Origin of the sequence: Rhodococcoides kyotonense (genome assembly GCF_001645385.1) — a bacterium.
Classification (GTDB): domain Bacteria; phylum Actinomycetota; class Actinomycetes; order Mycobacteriales; family Mycobacteriaceae; genus Rhodococcoides; species Rhodococcoides kyotonensis_B.
Window position 1 is genome coordinate 242,779 of sequence record NZ_LVHI01000012.1, and the last position, 15,606, is coordinate 258,384.

A 15,606-nucleotide genomic window follows, 5' to 3' on the forward strand; every position below is an offset into this window, starting at 1 on the left:
TCACAGTGTTCCTTGTTCGGGGCCGGACAGTCCAACGAGGAAGGGGTTCGACGCGCGTTCCTGGCCGATCGTGCTCTGGCCGCCATGGCCGGGCAGGATCACCGTCTCGTCGGCCAGCGGCAACAGTGTGGCTGCGATCGAGGCGAGCAGTTGCTCGTGGTTGCCGCCGGGCAGGTCGGTGCGCCCGATCGAACCCGCGAACAACGTGTCGCCCGTCAACGCGATCGTTGCCGTGCCGTCCGGGGTGTCGACGTCGGTCGTGAAGACAACCGATCCCTGCGTGTGCCCCGGCGTGTGCAGAACCTCGAACGTGATGCCCGCGAGCTCGAGGGTGGAACCTCCGACCAGATTCTCGACCGTCTCGGGCTCGTGGAACTCCGCGTCGCCCAGCAGCGCGGCGAGCGTCGGACCTGTCCCGCGCAGCGGATCGGACAGCATGTAGCGATCGTCGTCGTGGATGTAGGCCGGAACACCGAACTTGGCGCACACCGGTGCGACCGACCACGTGTGATCGAGATGACCATGCGTCAACAGCACCGCGACCGGCCTCATGGACGACGAGTTCAAGAACTCGATCAACGGTTCCGCAGCATCCTGTCCGGGATCGACGACAACGCATTCGGTCGCGTCGTCCTGCGCGAGGATGTAGCAGTTGGTCTGGAACATCCCCGCCGGGAATCCGGTGACGAGCACAGCACTAGCTCCTAAGGGTTGCGGCCAGGTAGTTCGTCCACAGTAATCCGGTCGTTCCTGCAGGCTCCACTCCGGCACTGTGCGCCTGTGATGCCCGTCAGTCACTTCTCAGGAAGTAATGGCACACTCACTCACGGCCGGTTTCGGCCCTGGACGAGCAGGAGGATACCGAAGTGCCCAGCAACGAGCAGCGGCGTGAGGCGGCGAAAAGGAAACTCGAGCGGCAGCTCGAACGCCGTGCCGAGCGTGCGAAGAAGCGCAAGCAGCTGACGATCGCAGGATCCGTACTGGGCGTCGTCGTGGTGGTCGGAGCGGTCGCCGTGGTGTTCGCGTTGACCCGAGGCGGCGACGACGAGTCGGAGACCACCACCGCGTCCGCTACGCCGTCCTCGGACACGCTCATCGCCGACGGCCGGTCCGAGCCGCTGCCCGACACCGTGACCTGCGCCTACCCTGCGTCGGCACAGCCCGCGGCCAAGGAGAACACTCCCCCGCGCACCGACGGCGTTCCGACGTCGGACGAACCGCTGAGCTACAGCATGGCGACGTCGCAGGGCAACATCGGCCTGACCCTGAACAACCCCAAGTCCCCGTGCACCGTGAACAGCTTCGTCTCCCTGGCCAATCAGGGCTACTTCGACGGCACCTCGTGCCACCGACTGACGACGAGCGCCTCGCTGAGCGTGCTCCAGTGCGGTGACCCGGCCGGTACCGGAATGGGCGGCCCCGGATACGAATTCGCCGACGAATTCCCCGCCGACCAGTTCGCCGAGGGTGACCCGGCAGCCGACGAACCGATCACGTACCCCCGTGGCACCATCGCGATGGCCAATGCCGGACCCGGCACCAACGGCAGCCAGTTCTTCCTCGTGTACGGCGACTCGACGCTTCCTCCCGCGTACACAGTGTTCGGCACCATCGACGAGACGGGACTGCAGACGTTGGACAAGATCGCAGCCGCAGGCGTGGAAGGCGGCGCCCAGGACGGCAAGCCCGCGCAGCCCGTGGACATCACGTCGATGGTGAGTGACCTGTGATGCGCCGTACCTCACCCGCAGTCCTCGCCGGCGCAGCCGCCGTCGCCCTTCTCGTGGCCGGCTGCTCGTCCGACGGTTCCGGCACCGCGTCGTCGACGACGTCCGGGTCGGCCGGCTCGACCACCTCGGCCGCGCCGACGACGGAGCAGCAGCAGCTCGACCTCAGCCGGTTCGGCGCTCTGCCCGCTGTTCCGTCACCCGAGGCGTCGACGACGACGTGCGACTACCCGGAGGCGACGCCCGCCATCAAGGACAACACCCCACCGGCGACCGACGGGGTGTCGACGCAAGGCACCGTCGACGTCGCAATCACGACGAGCCAAGGCCCGATTCAGCTGGTTCTCGACCGCGGCGAAGCTCCGTGCACCGTCAACAGTTTCACCAGTCTGGCGACGCAGAGCTACTTCGACGACACGACCTGCCACCGGCTGACCACCACGCCGGGACTCGAAGTTCTGCAGTGCGGTGACCCGTCGGGGCAGGGCAACCGCGGCCCGGGCTACGAGTTCGCGAACGAATACCCGACCACGGCATATCCCGTCGGAGATCCCGCGTCGTCGCAGCCGGTCGTGTACCCGCGTGGCACCGTCGCGATGGCGAACGCCGGTCCGGACACGAACGGAAGCCAGTTCTTCCTCGTCTACGCGGATTCCGTGTTGCCGCCGCAGTACACCGTGTTCGGCACGATCTCCGAGGAAGGACTCGCCACGCTCGACAAGGTCGCAGCGGCGGGCGTCGCGACCCCCGGTGGAGACGGTGCGCCGAACGCCGAGGTCACGCTCGAGACGGTAGTCGCGCAGTAGCGCCACGTGAGTGCGAATGTACAGCGGGCTGTACATTCGCCACTCACGGGCGGCGACGCCGCCTTACGCCGCCGACGTGAGTCGGTAGACGTCGTAGACGCCTTCGACGTTGCGTACGACGTTCAACACGTGGCCCAGGTGCTTCGGGTCACCCATTTCGAACGTGAACTTGCTGATCGCGACGCGATCGCCCGACGTCGCCACCGACGCCGACAGGATGTTGACCTTCTCGTCCGCCAACGCCTTCGTCACGTCGGACAGAAGCCGATGCCGGTCGAGCGCCTCGATCTGAATCGCCACCAGGAACACCGACGACGCCGACGGAGCCCACTGCACGTCGATGAATCGTTCCGACTGCTCACCGAGCGACTTCGCGTTGGTGCAGTCGGTCCGGTGCACACTCACCGAACCTCCTCGCGTCACGAAGCCGAGAATCTCGTCACCCGGGACCGGGGTGCAGCACTTGGCGAGTTTGGCCACGACGCCCTCGGTACCGGACACGAGCACGCCCGCATCGCCGACGTGACGCGGCCGCGTCGGAATGGTCGACGGCGTTGCCCTCTCGGCCAACTGCTCCTCGACGTCACCGACCCCGCCCAGGTGCGCGACGAGCCGCTGGACGACGTGTTGCGCGGACACGTGACTCTCGCCGACAGCCGTGTACAACGCCGACACGTCGACGTAGCGCAGTTCGTGAGCGATGGTCGACATCGACTCGGCATTCATCAACCGCTGCAACGGAAGACCGCCGCGGCGGACCTCCTTGGCGATCGCATCCTTGCCTGCTTCGAGTGCTTCCTCGCGGCGCTCCTTCGCGAACCACTGGCGGATCTTCGTCTTCGCGCGCGGCGAGACGACGAACCCCTGCCAGTCACGGCTCGGCCCGGCGTTGACGGCCTTCGACGTGAAGACCTCGACGACCTCACCGTTGTCGAGCGTGCGTTCCAAGGCGACGAGTCTGCCGTTGACGCGGGCGCCGATACAACGGTGCCCGACCTCGGTGTGCACGGCGTACGCGAAGTCCACCGGACAGGACCCGGCGGGCAGCGTCACGACGTCGCCCTTCGGCGTGAAGACGAAGATCTCCTTGACCGCGAGGTCGTAGCGCAATGATTCGAGGAACTCGCCCGGGTCGGCGGCTTCACGCTGCCAGTCGAGCAACTGACGCATCCACGCCATGTCGTCGACCTCGGCGTTGTCGCTGCCGTGCTTGCCGCGTGTCTCCTTGTAGCGCCAATGCGCGGCGATGCCGAACTCGGCCGTCCTGTGCATGTCGCGGGTGCGAATCTGCACTTCGAGCGGCTTGCCCTCCGGACCGACGACGGTGGTGTGCAACGACTGGTAGACCCCGTACCGCGGCTGCGCGATGTAGTCCTTGAACCGGCCTGCCATCGGCTGCCACAGCGAGTGCACGACGCCGACCGCGGCGTAACAGTCGCGAATTTCGTCGCACAGGATGCGAACGCCGACGAGATCGTGGATGTCGTCGAAGTCGCGCCCCTTGACGATCATCTTCTGGTAGATCGACCAGTAGTGCTTGGGACGCCCCTCGACCGCGGCACTGATGCGCGACGCGGACAGCGACGCGTTGATCTCGGCACGCACCTTCTCGAGGTAGGTGTCCCTCGACGGCGCCCGATCTGCGACCAGGCGGACGATCTCGTCGTACTTCTTGGGGTGCAGGATCGCGAACGCGAGGTCCTCGAGTTCCCACTTGACCGTCGCCATGCCGAGGCGATGCGCGAGCGGCGCGATGACCTCCAGCGTCTCCTTGGCCTTGCGCGCCTGCTTCTCCGGCGGCAGGAACCGCATCGTGCGCATGTTGTGCAACCGGTCGGCGACCTTGATGACGAGCACACGCGGGTCGCGGGCCATGGCGATGATCATCTTGCGGATGGTTTCGCCCTCGGCCGCGGACCCGAGAACGACCTTGTCCAGCTTGGTGACGCCGTCGACCAGGTGCGCGACCTCTTCGCCGAACTCGTCGGTCAGCTGAGTCAGCGAATACCCGGTGTCCTCGACGGTGTCGTGCAGCAGCGCGGCGACGAGCGTCGTCGTGTCCATGCCCAGCTCGGCGAGAATGTTCGCGACGGCGAGCGGATGGGTGATGTACGGATCGCCCGACTTGCGCATCTGCGTCGCATGCCGTTCGTCGGCGACGTCGTACGCCCGCTGCAGCAGCGCGAGATCGGCTTTCGGGTACAACTCCCGGTGCATGGACACCAGCGGCTCTAGCACCGGCTTGACCGCCGTGCTGCGTCCGGCCGTGATACGACGCGCCAGTCGCGCGCGGACTCGTCTCGACGCCGACGTCGGCACCGCGGGCGTGGTTCTACCGGTTGCCGCCCGAGACGGCGTGGCCTGCTGCTCCCCCGCGTCGTTCTGCTCGGTCTCCGGCCTGGATCGTTCTGGCACGGATCGGTCGACGGAACGGGTCATGTGATCGCCTCCTGCCGCGCTGTCTGCGTCGTGTCGCTCCCGCTTGGAACGCAGTATGGGACAACTTTAGTCCTCACACCTGCTTCAGGCAGGTGACCGGGTACCCCTCGCATCGCGAACGTCCACCGAGCGCAGCGATCTCGAGGACGACGGCGGCACCGACGATCTCGGCGCCGCGCCCTCGCAGCAGCTCCGCGGCCGCGGCGATGGTGCCACCGGTGGCCAGCACGTCGTCGACGACGAGAACACGGCGGCCCGAGACATCAATCGCCTCGGGGATCTCCAGTTCGGCTGCGCCGTATTCGAGTTCGTATCGCTGGGACACCACCGGCGGAGGAAGCTTGCCCGCTTTGCGCATGGCCAGAACTCCCGAACCGAGTGCCAACGCCACGCCTGCCCCGAGCAGGAATCCGCGGGCGTCGATACCGGCGACGAGATCGGTGCCCTCGCCCGCGACGGCCAGCTCGTCGATGACGGATGAAAGACCGACGGCGTCGGCGAACACCGGGGTCAGATCGGCGAAACGCACACCCGCGGTCGGGAAGTCGTCCGCCCACCGTACGAGTCGGTCGATGTTCTTCGACGCCGTGCTCTCGGTCGTCACGGACGGGTCGCTGTGTCTACTCACCGATGAAGTATCCACCTGTCCATGTTCCAGCCGATACCCGCGGCCGTCGGATCGACGACGACGTTGCCCATACCGTCGGCCACGGCCGCGGTTCGCGGGGCCGAGAACAGTGGCAACGACGGCATGTCGTTCCACAGAATGTTCTCGCCCTCGGTAGACAGCGCGAGACGCGAGGCATCCGAGGTTTCCACGGACAGTTGGTCGACGATCGCGTCGATACGACCGTTCGCGTAGCCGCCGACGTTGCTGCCCGCACCGCTGTGCAGACTGTCGTGGGCAGTCGCGTCGGACACCGAACCCGCGGCACCGGACGCCGACGCCGTGGAGCCGAGAATCGCGTCCACCTCGCCCGTTCGGAGTGCCGTCGGCGAGAACTGCGGTGAACCCGCGTCCTGCACCGTGATTCCGGCCGGTGCGCACGCGGCCGCGATGTCCGCGACGATCTGGGCGCGACGCGAATCCGGCGCGAGGTATCCGATACGGACGGTGAGGCCGTCGATGCCTGCACCGGCGAGTTCGGCCATCGCCGTGGCGATGTCGGGCTGACGGAACCGGTTCGCCGCCGTCGCCGCCACCGGCGCGTACAGCAGATCGTCGACGCGAACGAGACGCGAATCGACGACGCCCGACCCGACACCGGTCGTCTCGTCGAAACCGGGGTGACCGTAGCTGTCGAACAAGGACTGTCGCGGCGTGCACAGCGCGATCGCCCGGCGCGCAGCCGACGGGGCGAGTGCACCGCTCGTCGCGAACGTCAGTTGCTCGATGCCGGTGGACGGATAGTCGGTACGTGCGAACCCGTCCGCCGGGACGTCGTTACCCGCCCCGTGGTCGATGACTTCCAGTTCGCCGTCACCGGCACGAGACTGAATGTCGGTTCCCTTGGGCCACACGACTATTCGATCGGTGGACGGGGCGATGCCCCACCACTTGTCGTTGGCGACGAGTACGAGACCGCCGTCCGCGGTGTAGGAATCGACCCGATACGGACCGTTCGACGGCAGCAACGACGTGTCGACCGAGCCGGGCGTCAGATTCCACCCGGTGTTCCAGAATTCGGCGATGCGGCCGACGACGTCGAGGTCGTCCGACGCGATCGGCGCGACGACGTCGGGAACGCCTGCCACCCGGGCTGCGACATGGGCGGGGAGAATGTCGGTGGCGCCGAACAGATTTCGCCAGTCCGAGTACGAGCGCCCGGCCCGGAACGTGACCGTGGCTTCCTTGGCTCCCGCGCTGCAGGCGACCTGATCGATGTCCTTGTACCCGGCCGTCGACGCCGCGTCGAACAGTGGCAGATCGTTCTCGCCCGCCACGAAGCGGCCGCTGTTGGCAGCCCATGTCAGCACGAGATCGTCGCACGTCATCGGAACCCCGTCGGAGTACACGGCCTGTGGCGCGATCACGTACCGCACCGTCAGCACGTCGCCGGGCACGACGGCCGCACTGCCGATGTCGTTGTCCGCCAGCGCTTCTCCCTCCGGCCCCAGATAGCTGAACCCGGTCTGCACCCGCGGGAACGCTTGTCGCGCACCCGATGCCGCGCCGTCGACGGTGTTCGCGTTGTACGTCGAGACGACGTTGTCGAGCGCGTACCCGATGGACGGAACCTGGTCCTCGGCTGCCGAACAGCCCGCTACGACCGATGCCGTGACGACGGCAGCCACCGCTGCCGTCGTCGTGCGCACTACCCCGATCCGTGCGTGCATCAACGCCTCTTCTTGTTCCGCTTTCCGGTCGGCCGCGAACCGGGCGTCGGAGTCACCGACGCGGGAGCCTTGGACGCGACGGCGACGGCAGGCGTGGCTCCCCCGCCGCGCTGGGCCGCCTCGGCGCGCTTGGCCAACACCTTCCTGGTGTGCGCTGCGACCGGACCCCACTTCTCCTTGAGCGTGACGAGCAGCGGCGTCGCGAAGAAGATCGACGAGTACGCGCCGACGATCATGCCGACGAGCTGGACGAGGGCCAGGTCCTTCAGCGTTCCGACGCCGAGCAGCCACACCGCCACGATCATCAACGCCAGCACCGGAAGCACACCGATGACGGTCGTGTTGATCGACCTCATCAACGTCTGGTTGACCGCCAGGTTGGCCTGCTCGGCGTACGTCTTGCGGTTCAGGTGCAGGATGCCGCGAGTGTTCTCCTCGACCTTGTCGAACACGACGACGGAGTCGTAGAGCGAGAAACCGAGGATCGTGAGCAGACCGATGACCGTCGCCGGAGTCACCTCGAATCCGACGAGCGAGTAGACACCGGCTGTGACCAACAGGTCGAACCCGAGCGCGGCGAGCGCCGCCAACGCCATGTCCCGTTCGTAGCGTATCGAGATGTAGATACTGACGATCACCAGGAACACCACGAGCGCGATCAACGCCTTCTGCGTGATCTGCCCACCCCACGTCTCACTCACGTCGGACACGCTGATCGCGTTCGGCGTGGCGGTTCCGCTGCCGTCGACGGGCTGGAACGCGTCGAACAAGGCAGTCTTCACGCTGTCGACCTGGCCTGCGTCGAGGGCCTCGGACCGCACCTGCACGGTGGCCGCGGCGCCGGAACCGACGGTCTGCACCGACACCGGCTCGAATCCGAGCGTGTCGGAGAAGACGGTCTCGACCTGCTCGGTGCTGACATTGTCGGCGGCCGGGAGCTGGATCCTCGTTCCACCCTCGAAGTCGATGCCGAGCGTGAAGCCGCGGAAGACCATGCTCAGCAGGCAGATCAAGACGATCGCACCGGTCAGCAGGTAGTAGAAGCGCCGGCGTCCGACGACCTCGAACGCACCGGTACCGGTGTAGAGGCGATTCAGCCAACCATGATGCGGCTGAGCGTCCTGTGCGACGTCGGCGTCCTTCACGAGCGTCGAACCTTCGACGTCGCTGCGGGGAGAATCGGACATGTCATGCCCCCTTGGTCGGCGCGGCGGCCGCAGTGTCGGGCTTCGGTCGCGCGGCCGCACGTTTGCGTTCCTGCGCGATCTCGGCGACGGCGCCGAGGCCGTTGACCCCGGGCTTGGACCAGAACGTGGACTTGGACGCCAGGTAGACGAGCGGCCACGTGACGAGAACGACGACCACGACGTCGAGGATCGTCGTCAGGCCGAGGGTGAACGCGAATCCACGCACCTGGCCGACGGCGAGCACGTACAGCACAGCGGCGGCGATGAAGCTGACCGCGTTACCGGACAGGATCGTCTTGCGGGCGCGAGCCCATCCTCGCGGAACGGCGGACCGGAAGCTGCGTCCCTCGCGAATCTCGTCCTTGATGCGTTCGAAGAACACCACGAACGAGTCGGCGGTCATACCGATGCCGATGATCAGACCGGCGATACCTGCCAGGTCGAGGGTGAAGTTGATCCACCGACCGAGCAGTACCAGGATGCCGTAGACCATCAACCCGGCCAGGACCAGTGACAACGCCGTCAGCAGTCCGAGCGCCCGGTAGTAGATCAGGCAGTACACCAGCACGAGGGCCAGACCGATCGCGCCCGCGATGAGGCCCGCCTCGAGCGATGCGAGGCCGAGAGTCGCGGACACCGTTTCGGCTTCCGACGACGCGAACGACAGCGGCAACGATCCGTACTTCAGGGTGTTCGCCAACTCGGCCGCGGACTGGGCGGTGAACTGCCCCGTGATCGACGTCGCGCTGCCGGCGGGCGTCGCGCCCTGGATCTGCGGGGCGCTGACGACCTTGGAGTCGAGCGTGAACGCGGCCTGACTACCGATGTTGGCACCGGTGAACTGTGCCCACGTGGTGCTTCCTTCGGAGTCGAAACTCAAACTGACCTCGTGACGCGACTGCTGGGTGTTGAAACCCGACGTCGCATCCGCGATCTGCTGTCCGTCGATGATGCTCGGGCCGAGGATGTAGACCGCGGTACCGTCCGTGGAGCACGCGACGAGGGGCAGCGCCGGGTCGTCGTTACCCTGCAGCGGGTCGGGCGCGTTGCAGTCGATCGTCGCGGCCGCAGTCTGCTGAACCTGAGGGTCTTCGCTCTGCCGCGAGGCTTTGGCCTCGGCGATCTGTGCGGCGGCCTGCTCGCTCTCGGTGCCTTCGGTCGCGGGCTCCTCGGACGACGTGGTGTCCGCAGCGGGGGCTTCGGGAGAGGGAGTCGGGTCGACTGCGCTCGGGTCCTGAGCCGGGAACGGGCGTCCCTGCGGGACCGAATCGCCTGCAGGTGCCGGTGCCTCGGTTGTCGGCGCGGCCGGAGCCGGCGTCTCGGTCGCAGGCGCCTGCGCGCCGGCCGACGGCTGCAAGGCGCTCTGGACGGGCCGAATGAACAGACGTGCCGTCTGTCCGAGCGATCGAGCCTGCGAGCTGTCGTCGCCGGGAACCGTGATGACCAGGTTGTCGCCGTCGATGACGACCTCGGACCCCGAGACGCCGAGACCGTTGACGCGCGTCTCGATGATCTGCTGAGCCTGCTTCAAGCTGTCCTGGCTCGGCGCGCTGCCGTCAGGGGTTCGTGCGGTCAAGGTGACGCGCGTGCCGCCCTGCAGGTCGATGCCCAGTTTGGGACTCGGCGACTTGTCTCCGGTGAAGAAGACCAGTGCATACACGGCAGCCATCAGAACCGCGAACACGGCTAGATAGCGACCTGGATGCACCGATCCGCTGGAAGGTGCCACGGTGTGTGATTCTCCTCTGGGCTTTCGGACGGCATGCTGGGTCGGACGAGGGGGACGCGTTCCCCGGCACGCGAAACCGCTGCCGGATCAGGTCCGACAGCGGCGACGGTGCTGGGCCGAGGTCACTCCTTGTCGAGGCGACGCGTGGTCTGCGAGGTGGTTTCGTCTGCGGGAGCCTGGGGTGCCGGCTTCTCGAGCGACGGAGTGGAGCCACCGATGCCGGACAGGTCGTCGGGCGCGGAGAATTCCTCGTCGCCCTCGGTGTCGGCGGGAAGAACTTCGCGGACGACGGCGCGCGACCACGTGGTGACGATGCCGTCGGCGATTTCGAGGTCGACGGTGTCGTCCTCGACGAGCACGACACGTGCGTACAGCCCGGCGGTGGTGACGACCTCGTCGCCGATCTTCAGCGAATCCTGCAGCGCCTGCGTGTCGGCCATGATTTTCTTCTGCTTGCGGACGTTCAGGAACATCGGTACGAGCAGGGCCACGATCAGGAGCGGGAAGAGCAGTTCCATCTTTACGTCAGTCCTCGAAGTTTCGTAGTACGGGGTGTTCGGAAAGTCATCGGTACGTGCGGTGCGCACGCTCGAACTCCGCAGCGGAGTCCGTGCATGGCCCCCAGTGTGCCATTACCGGGGTCGTCCACTGCTCGGCTCCCACCGATTATCAGCAGATTATTCGAATAGGCCCTGTTGAGGCTCGCTCGCCCGAACCGTGATACCGCCGATGGCGAGATCCGGAGGAGGCACGAGACCCAGGTGCTCCCACGCGGCTGCCGTGGCGACGCGTCCGCGCGGGGTGCGCGCGATCATTCCGGCTCGGACCAGGAACGGCTCGCACACTTCCTCGACCGTCGCAGGTTCTTCGCCGACCGCCACTGCCAGCGTCGACACGCCCACCGGCCCTCCCCCGAAGCTGCGGATCAGCGCGCTGAGGACGGCCCGGTCGAGTCGGTCGAGGCCCAGGTCGTCGACGTCGTAGACCACGAGCGCCGCTTTTGCGGTGTCCTTCGTCACGGTGCCGTCGCCGCGCACGTCGGCGTAGTCGCGGACACGTCGGAGCAGACGGTTGGCGATACGAGGCGTGCCCCTGGACCGTCCCGCGATCTCGGCGCACCCGCCCTTGTCGATCGGGACACCCAGGATTCCGGCCGACCGGAGCAGAATGCGCTCGAGTTCCTCCGGCTCGTAGAAATCCATGTGAGCGACGAAGCCGAACCGGTCTCGCAGCGGGCCGGTCAATGCGCCGGACCTGGTGGTGGCGCCGACGAGGGTGAACGGCGCGACTTCGAGGGGTATGGACGTGGCGCCGGGACCTTTGCCGACCACGACGTCGACCCGAAAGTCCTCCATCGCGAGATACAGCATTTCCTCGGCAGGTCGAGCGATGCGGTGGATCTCGTCGATGAACAGAACGTCACCCTCGACGAGGTTGCTGAGCATGGCGGCGAGATCGCCCGCCCGTTCGAGCGCGGGCCCCGACGTCAAGCGCAGGGACGTACCGAGTTCTTGAGCGATGATCATCGCCATCGAGGTCTTGCCGAGACCGGGAGGTCCCGACATCAGAATGTGGTCCGGAGTGCCACCGCGGAGCTTGGCACCGGACAGCACCAGTTGCAGCTGCTCCCGCACACGGGGTTGGCCGATGAAATCCGTCAGCGACTTCGGTCGCAGGCTCGTTTCGATGTCGAGATCGTCCGGGGTGGCCTGGGCGGTCACCTGCGACTCGTCGATGTCGGACTCGTCGGTCATTTGCTCTTGCTCAGGTAGGCCAGAGCCGACCGCAGCGCGGCCGATGTCGACGCGTCGGGCTGCGCCGCGAGGACCGAATCGGTGGCGTCCTCGGCCTGTTTGACGGCGAAGCCGAGTCCCGTGAGCGCTTCGACGATCTGATCACGTACCGGTGAACCGGCGGCGCTGCCGGACGACAACGGAACACCCGACGATCCGACGATCGCGTCGACCTTGTCTCGCAGCTCGACGATCATGCGTTCGGCGCCGCGCTTGCCGATCCCGGGCACACGCGTCAACGCCGTCACATTGCTGTCCGCGAGTGCCGTACGCAGCGCATGCGGGTCGAGGACCGCCAACGTCGCCATCGCGATGCGCGGCCCGACGCCGGACACCGTCAACAGCAGCGAGAAGAGGTCACGCGTCTCGTTGTCCGAGAAGCCGTACAGGGTCATCGAGTCCTCGCGGACGATCATCGTGGTCAGCAACCTCGACTCGGCGCCGCGGCTCAACGTTCCGAGAGTCGCGGGCGTCGCGTTGACGCGGTATCCGACGCCCGACGCTTCCAACACGGCGTGATCGAGGGCGATCTCGAGGACTTCGCCGCGTATCGACGCGATCACCGCGCACCTGCCTTTCGTGCCACCTCACGCTCGGCTGCGGACTTGCGTGCCGCACGTGCCTTGCGCTCCTCGGCGAGCCTCGCTTCGTACTTGCGCTTCTGCTCCGCCGCCATCTTCTCGGCCTGTGCCATTCGGGCGATCATCGGAGCCCGCCAACAATGACAGATCCCGAGCGCGAGAGCATCCGCGGCGTCCGCGGGCGTCGGTGCGACCTGCAGGCCGAGAATACGCATCACCATCGCGGTGACCTGCGCCTTGTCGGCACTTCCGTTACCGGTGACGGCTGCCTTGACCTCACTGGGCGTGTGGAAGCAGACGTCGATGCCGCGCCTGGCGGCTGCGAGGGCGATGACACCCCCGGCCTGAGCCGTACCCATCGCCGTCCGCACGTTGTGCTGCGCGAAGACACGTTCGATCGCGACCACGGAGGGCTTGTGGGTGTCGAGCCAGTACTCGGCTGCCTCGGAAATACGGAGTAGACGCTGGGAGAGTTCCATGTCCGCGGGAGTACGGACGACGTCGACGTCGAGCGCGGTGACGCTCCTCCCGGTACCGCCTTCGATCACACTCAACCCGCAGCGGGTCAAGCCGGGATCGACGCCCATCACACGCACTCTGGCACACCTTCCGCCTACGAACTGTTGTTCGATAGCGTAGCGGAGGGACGCCCGGGCGGGCGTGTGCGACACCCGCCCGGTGCGCCGACCTAGTCGGCGTCGAGTTCGGCCAGCACCTCGTCCGAGATGTCGACGTTGGAGTACACGTTCTGTACGTCGTCGCTGTCCTCGAGCGCGTCGATCAGCTTGAACACCTTGCGTGCGCCGTCCGCGTCGACCGGAACGCTGACCGACGCCTGGAAGCTGGCCTCGGCGGAGTCGTAGTCGATGCCCGCGTCCTGCAGAGCGGTACGGACCGCGACGAGGTCGGTCGGCTCACTGACGATCTCGAACGTGTCACCGTTGTCGTTGACTTCCTCGGCACCGGCGTCGAGCACGGCCATGAGGACGTCGTCCTCGGACTGGCCGTTCTTCTCGAGGGTGACCAGTCCCTTGCGGGAGAACAAATAGGACACCGAACCCGGGTCGGCCATGTTGCCGCCGTTCCGCGTCATCGCGACACGCACCTCGCCGGCTGCGCGGTTGCGGTTGTCGGTGAGGCACTCGATCAGCACCGCGACACCGTTGGGGCCGTAGCCCTCGTACATGATGGTCTGCCAGTCGGCGCCGCCGGCTTCCTCGCCCGCACCGCGCTTACGTGCCCGCTCGATGTTGTCGTTGGGAACCGACGTCTTCTTCGCCTTCTGAATGGCGTCGTACAACGTCGGGTTACCCGAGGGGTCTCCACCACCGGTGCGGGCCGCCACCTCGATGTTCTTGATCAGCTTGGCGAACGACTTGCCGCGCTTGGCGTCGATCACAGCCTTCTTGTGCTTGGTGGTGGCCCATTTGGAGTGGCCGCTCATACGATGGAGCCCCTTTCGTACTGCATACAAGTGTCTGCACAGTTTACGCGCGCCCTCGGGCGTCCGACGCCGCGATGGCGGTCGAACCCGATCAGGCCGCTCGGACGAGGTCCACGAACAGCCGGTGCACGCGGCGGTCACCGGTGACCTCGGGGTGGAAGCTGGTCGCCATGACGCTTCCCTGACGCACCGCGACGACGCGCCCCTCGGCTGGGCCGTCGGGGACGGTCGCGAGGACCTCGACGCCGGCGCCGACGCGTTCGACCCACGGTGCGCGAATGAAGACCGCGCGGACGGGATCACCGTCGATGCCGACGACGTCGAGGTCGGTTTCGAAGGAATCGACCTGACGACCGAACGCGTTGCGTCGAACGGTGATGTCGAGCCCGTCGAGATGCTGTGCGTCGGGCCGAGTGTCGAGTATCTCGCTCGCCAGCAGGATCATGCCCGCGCAGGACCCGTACGCGGGCAAGCCGTCCTTCAACCGGGCTCGGAGTGGTTCGAGCAGGTCGAACACCGAGAGCAGAGTGCTCATGGTGGTCGACTCTCCGCCGGGGACGATCAGACCGTCGACCGCGTCGAGTTCCTCGGGCCTGCGCACCGTGATGCCGTGTGCTCCGCTGGTTTCCAGCGCTGCGAGGTGCTCGCGCACGTCGCCCTGCAGCGCCAGAACGCCGATCGTCGGCTCGGTCATCGAGGCGTGAACGGGTCTGTGGCGGACTTGCTCGTGTCACGTTCGAACCGCATCAGACCCTCCTGTACGACGGCCGCGACCATTCGGCCCTGCCGATCGAAGATCCGGCCCTGCGCGAGAGCACGACCGAAATCCGCAGACGGCGACGTCTGGTCGTAGAGCAACCATTCGTCGGCACGGAACGGGCGCAGGAACCACAGCGCGTGATCGAGCGACGCGGTCTGCGTGACGACGTCCGGGTGCGGCACCTTCGCCGAGCCGATGAGCGTCATGTCCGACATGTACGCCAGTGCACAGACATGGAACACCTGGCTGTCCGGCAACCGATCGCGGTAGCGGAACCACACTCGTTGCTGCGCCGCGAAACTCGCGTGCTTGTCCTGCTGATCGTCCGGGATACGCCGGATGTCCCACTCCTTCCACTCCGCGTAGAAGGAGTGGTCGTAGTCGGGCAGTTCACGCGGATCGGGCAGAGATTCGGGGTCGACGGCACGCGGCATCGTGTCCTGGTGCGAGATGCCGTCGTCGTCGACATGGAAGGACGCCGACATCGTGAAGATGGCCTTGCCGTCCTGGATTCCGGTGACGCGCCGCGTGCAGAACGACCGGCCGTCGCGGATGCGATCCACGAGGTAGATCGTGGGCTCGGTCGGATTCCCCGGTCGAATGAAGTAACCGTGCAGCGAGTGCACCCGGTACTGCTCCTCGACGGTGTTCACCGCGGACACGAGCGCCTGACCGGCGACCTGTCCACCGAAGGTGCGCTGGAGCAGACTCGGGAACGTTCTGCCTCGAAAGATGTCGTTCTCGATGCGCTCTAGTTCGAGAATGTCCTCGATACTGGCCATGGGTCACCTTTCTCTAGCTGC

The 15,606-nt window shown here is 66.6% G+C and carries 15 protein-coding genes; 2 read left to right on the plus strand and 13 right to left on the minus strand.

Annotated elements, in window-relative coordinates:
* On the minus strand, window positions 1-693 hold the full coding sequence (locus A3K89_RS09145; RefSeq protein WP_068424349.1) for an MBL fold metallo-hydrolase: 693 nt from the start codon (window positions 691-693) through the stop codon (window positions 1-3).
* A gap of 173 nt (window positions 694-866) precedes the next feature.
* Here A3K89_RS09145 and A3K89_RS09150 point away from each other — a divergent pair, with 173 nt between their 5' ends.
* Complete coding sequence (locus tag A3K89_RS09150; RefSeq protein WP_068424353.1) at window positions 867-1,730, plus strand: peptidylprolyl isomerase; 864 nt, start codon at window positions 867-869, stop codon at window positions 1,728-1,730.
* Window positions 1,730-2,533: a peptidylprolyl isomerase gene (locus A3K89_RS09155; RefSeq protein WP_068424354.1), complete on the plus strand. Its 804-nt coding sequence runs from the start codon at window positions 1,730-1,732 to the stop codon at window positions 2,531-2,533. The genes A3K89_RS09150 and A3K89_RS09155 overlap by 1 nt, the downstream gene beginning before the upstream one ends.
* 63 nt (window positions 2,534-2,596) lie before the next feature.
* Here the strand turns inward: A3K89_RS09155 and A3K89_RS09160 are convergent, their stop codons facing one another.
* The 12 genes from A3K89_RS09160 to A3K89_RS09215 all read right to left on the minus strand — a co-directional run bounded on the left by A3K89_RS09160 (window position 2,597) and on the right by A3K89_RS09215 (window position 15,585).
* Window positions 2,597-4,972, minus strand: coding sequence for a RelA/SpoT family protein (locus A3K89_RS09160; protein ID WP_068424355.1), 2,376 nt, complete (start codon window positions 4,970-4,972; stop codon window positions 2,597-2,599).
* 73 nt (window positions 4,973-5,045) lie between these two features.
* Window positions 5,046-5,600 (minus strand): adenine phosphoribosyltransferase, encoded by a 555-nt coding sequence (locus A3K89_RS09165; RefSeq protein WP_068424358.1) that lies wholly within the window; start codon window positions 5,598-5,600, stop codon window positions 5,046-5,048.
* Window positions 5,597-7,309, minus strand: coding sequence for an ABC transporter substrate-binding protein (locus tag A3K89_RS09170; protein ID WP_068424361.1), 1,713 nt, complete (start codon window positions 7,307-7,309; stop codon window positions 5,597-5,599). The genes A3K89_RS09165 and A3K89_RS09170 overlap by 4 nt, the downstream gene beginning before the upstream one ends.
* Window positions 7,309-8,496 carry a protein translocase subunit SecF gene (gene secF, locus A3K89_RS09175; RefSeq protein WP_068424364.1) on the minus strand — a complete coding sequence of 396 codons (1,188 nt, stop codon included), beginning with the start codon at window positions 8,494-8,496 and terminating at the stop codon, window positions 7,309-7,311. Before secF ends, A3K89_RS09170 begins: the two co-directional genes overlap by 1 nt.
* Before the next feature lies 1 nt (window position 8,497).
* A complete protein-coding gene (gene secD / locus A3K89_RS09180; protein WP_174551394.1) occupies window positions 8,498-10,225 on the minus strand; it encodes a protein translocase subunit SecD in 1,728 nt (575 codons plus the stop codon).
* 122 nt (window positions 10,226-10,347) lie between these two features.
* Window positions 10,348-10,743, minus strand: a complete 396-nt coding sequence (yajC, locus tag A3K89_RS09185) for a preprotein translocase subunit YajC (protein ID WP_068424367.1) — start codon at window positions 10,741-10,743, stop codon at window positions 10,348-10,350.
* Window positions 10,744-10,902: 159 nt separating this feature from the next.
* Window positions 10,903-11,979 carry a Holliday junction branch migration DNA helicase RuvB gene (ruvB, locus tag A3K89_RS09190; protein WP_068424368.1) on the minus strand — a complete coding sequence of 359 codons (1,077 nt, stop codon included), beginning with the start codon at window positions 11,977-11,979 and terminating at the stop codon, window positions 10,903-10,905.
* Window positions 11,976-12,581 (minus strand): Holliday junction branch migration protein RuvA, encoded by a 606-nt coding sequence (gene ruvA, locus A3K89_RS09195; protein WP_068424369.1) that lies wholly within the window; start codon window positions 12,579-12,581, stop codon window positions 11,976-11,978. The genes ruvB and ruvA overlap by 4 nt, the downstream gene beginning before the upstream one ends.
* The gene (ruvC, locus tag A3K89_RS09200; protein ID WP_068424373.1) at window positions 12,578-13,195 is read right to left on the minus strand and encodes a crossover junction endodeoxyribonuclease RuvC; all 618 of its coding nucleotides are present in this window, start codon (window positions 13,193-13,195) and stop codon (window positions 12,578-12,580) included. The genes ruvA and ruvC overlap by 4 nt, the downstream gene beginning before the upstream one ends.
* 92 nt (window positions 13,196-13,287) lie before the next feature.
* A complete protein-coding gene (locus tag A3K89_RS09205) occupies window positions 13,288-14,043 on the minus strand; it encodes a YebC/PmpR family DNA-binding transcriptional regulator (RefSeq protein ID WP_068424375.1) in 756 nt (251 codons plus the stop codon).
* A 91-nt stretch (window positions 14,044-14,134) separates the two neighbouring features.
* Window positions 14,135-14,737 carry a pyridoxal 5'-phosphate synthase glutaminase subunit PdxT gene (gene pdxT, locus A3K89_RS09210; RefSeq protein ID WP_068424378.1) on the minus strand — a complete coding sequence of 201 codons (603 nt, stop codon included), beginning with the start codon at window positions 14,735-14,737 and terminating at the stop codon, window positions 14,135-14,137.
* Window positions 14,734-15,585, minus strand: coding sequence for an acyl-CoA thioesterase (locus A3K89_RS09215; RefSeq protein ID WP_068424381.1), 852 nt, complete (start codon window positions 15,583-15,585; stop codon window positions 14,734-14,736). The genes pdxT and A3K89_RS09215 overlap by 4 nt, the downstream gene beginning before the upstream one ends.
* Between the last annotated feature and the right edge of the window lie 21 nt (window positions 15,586-15,606).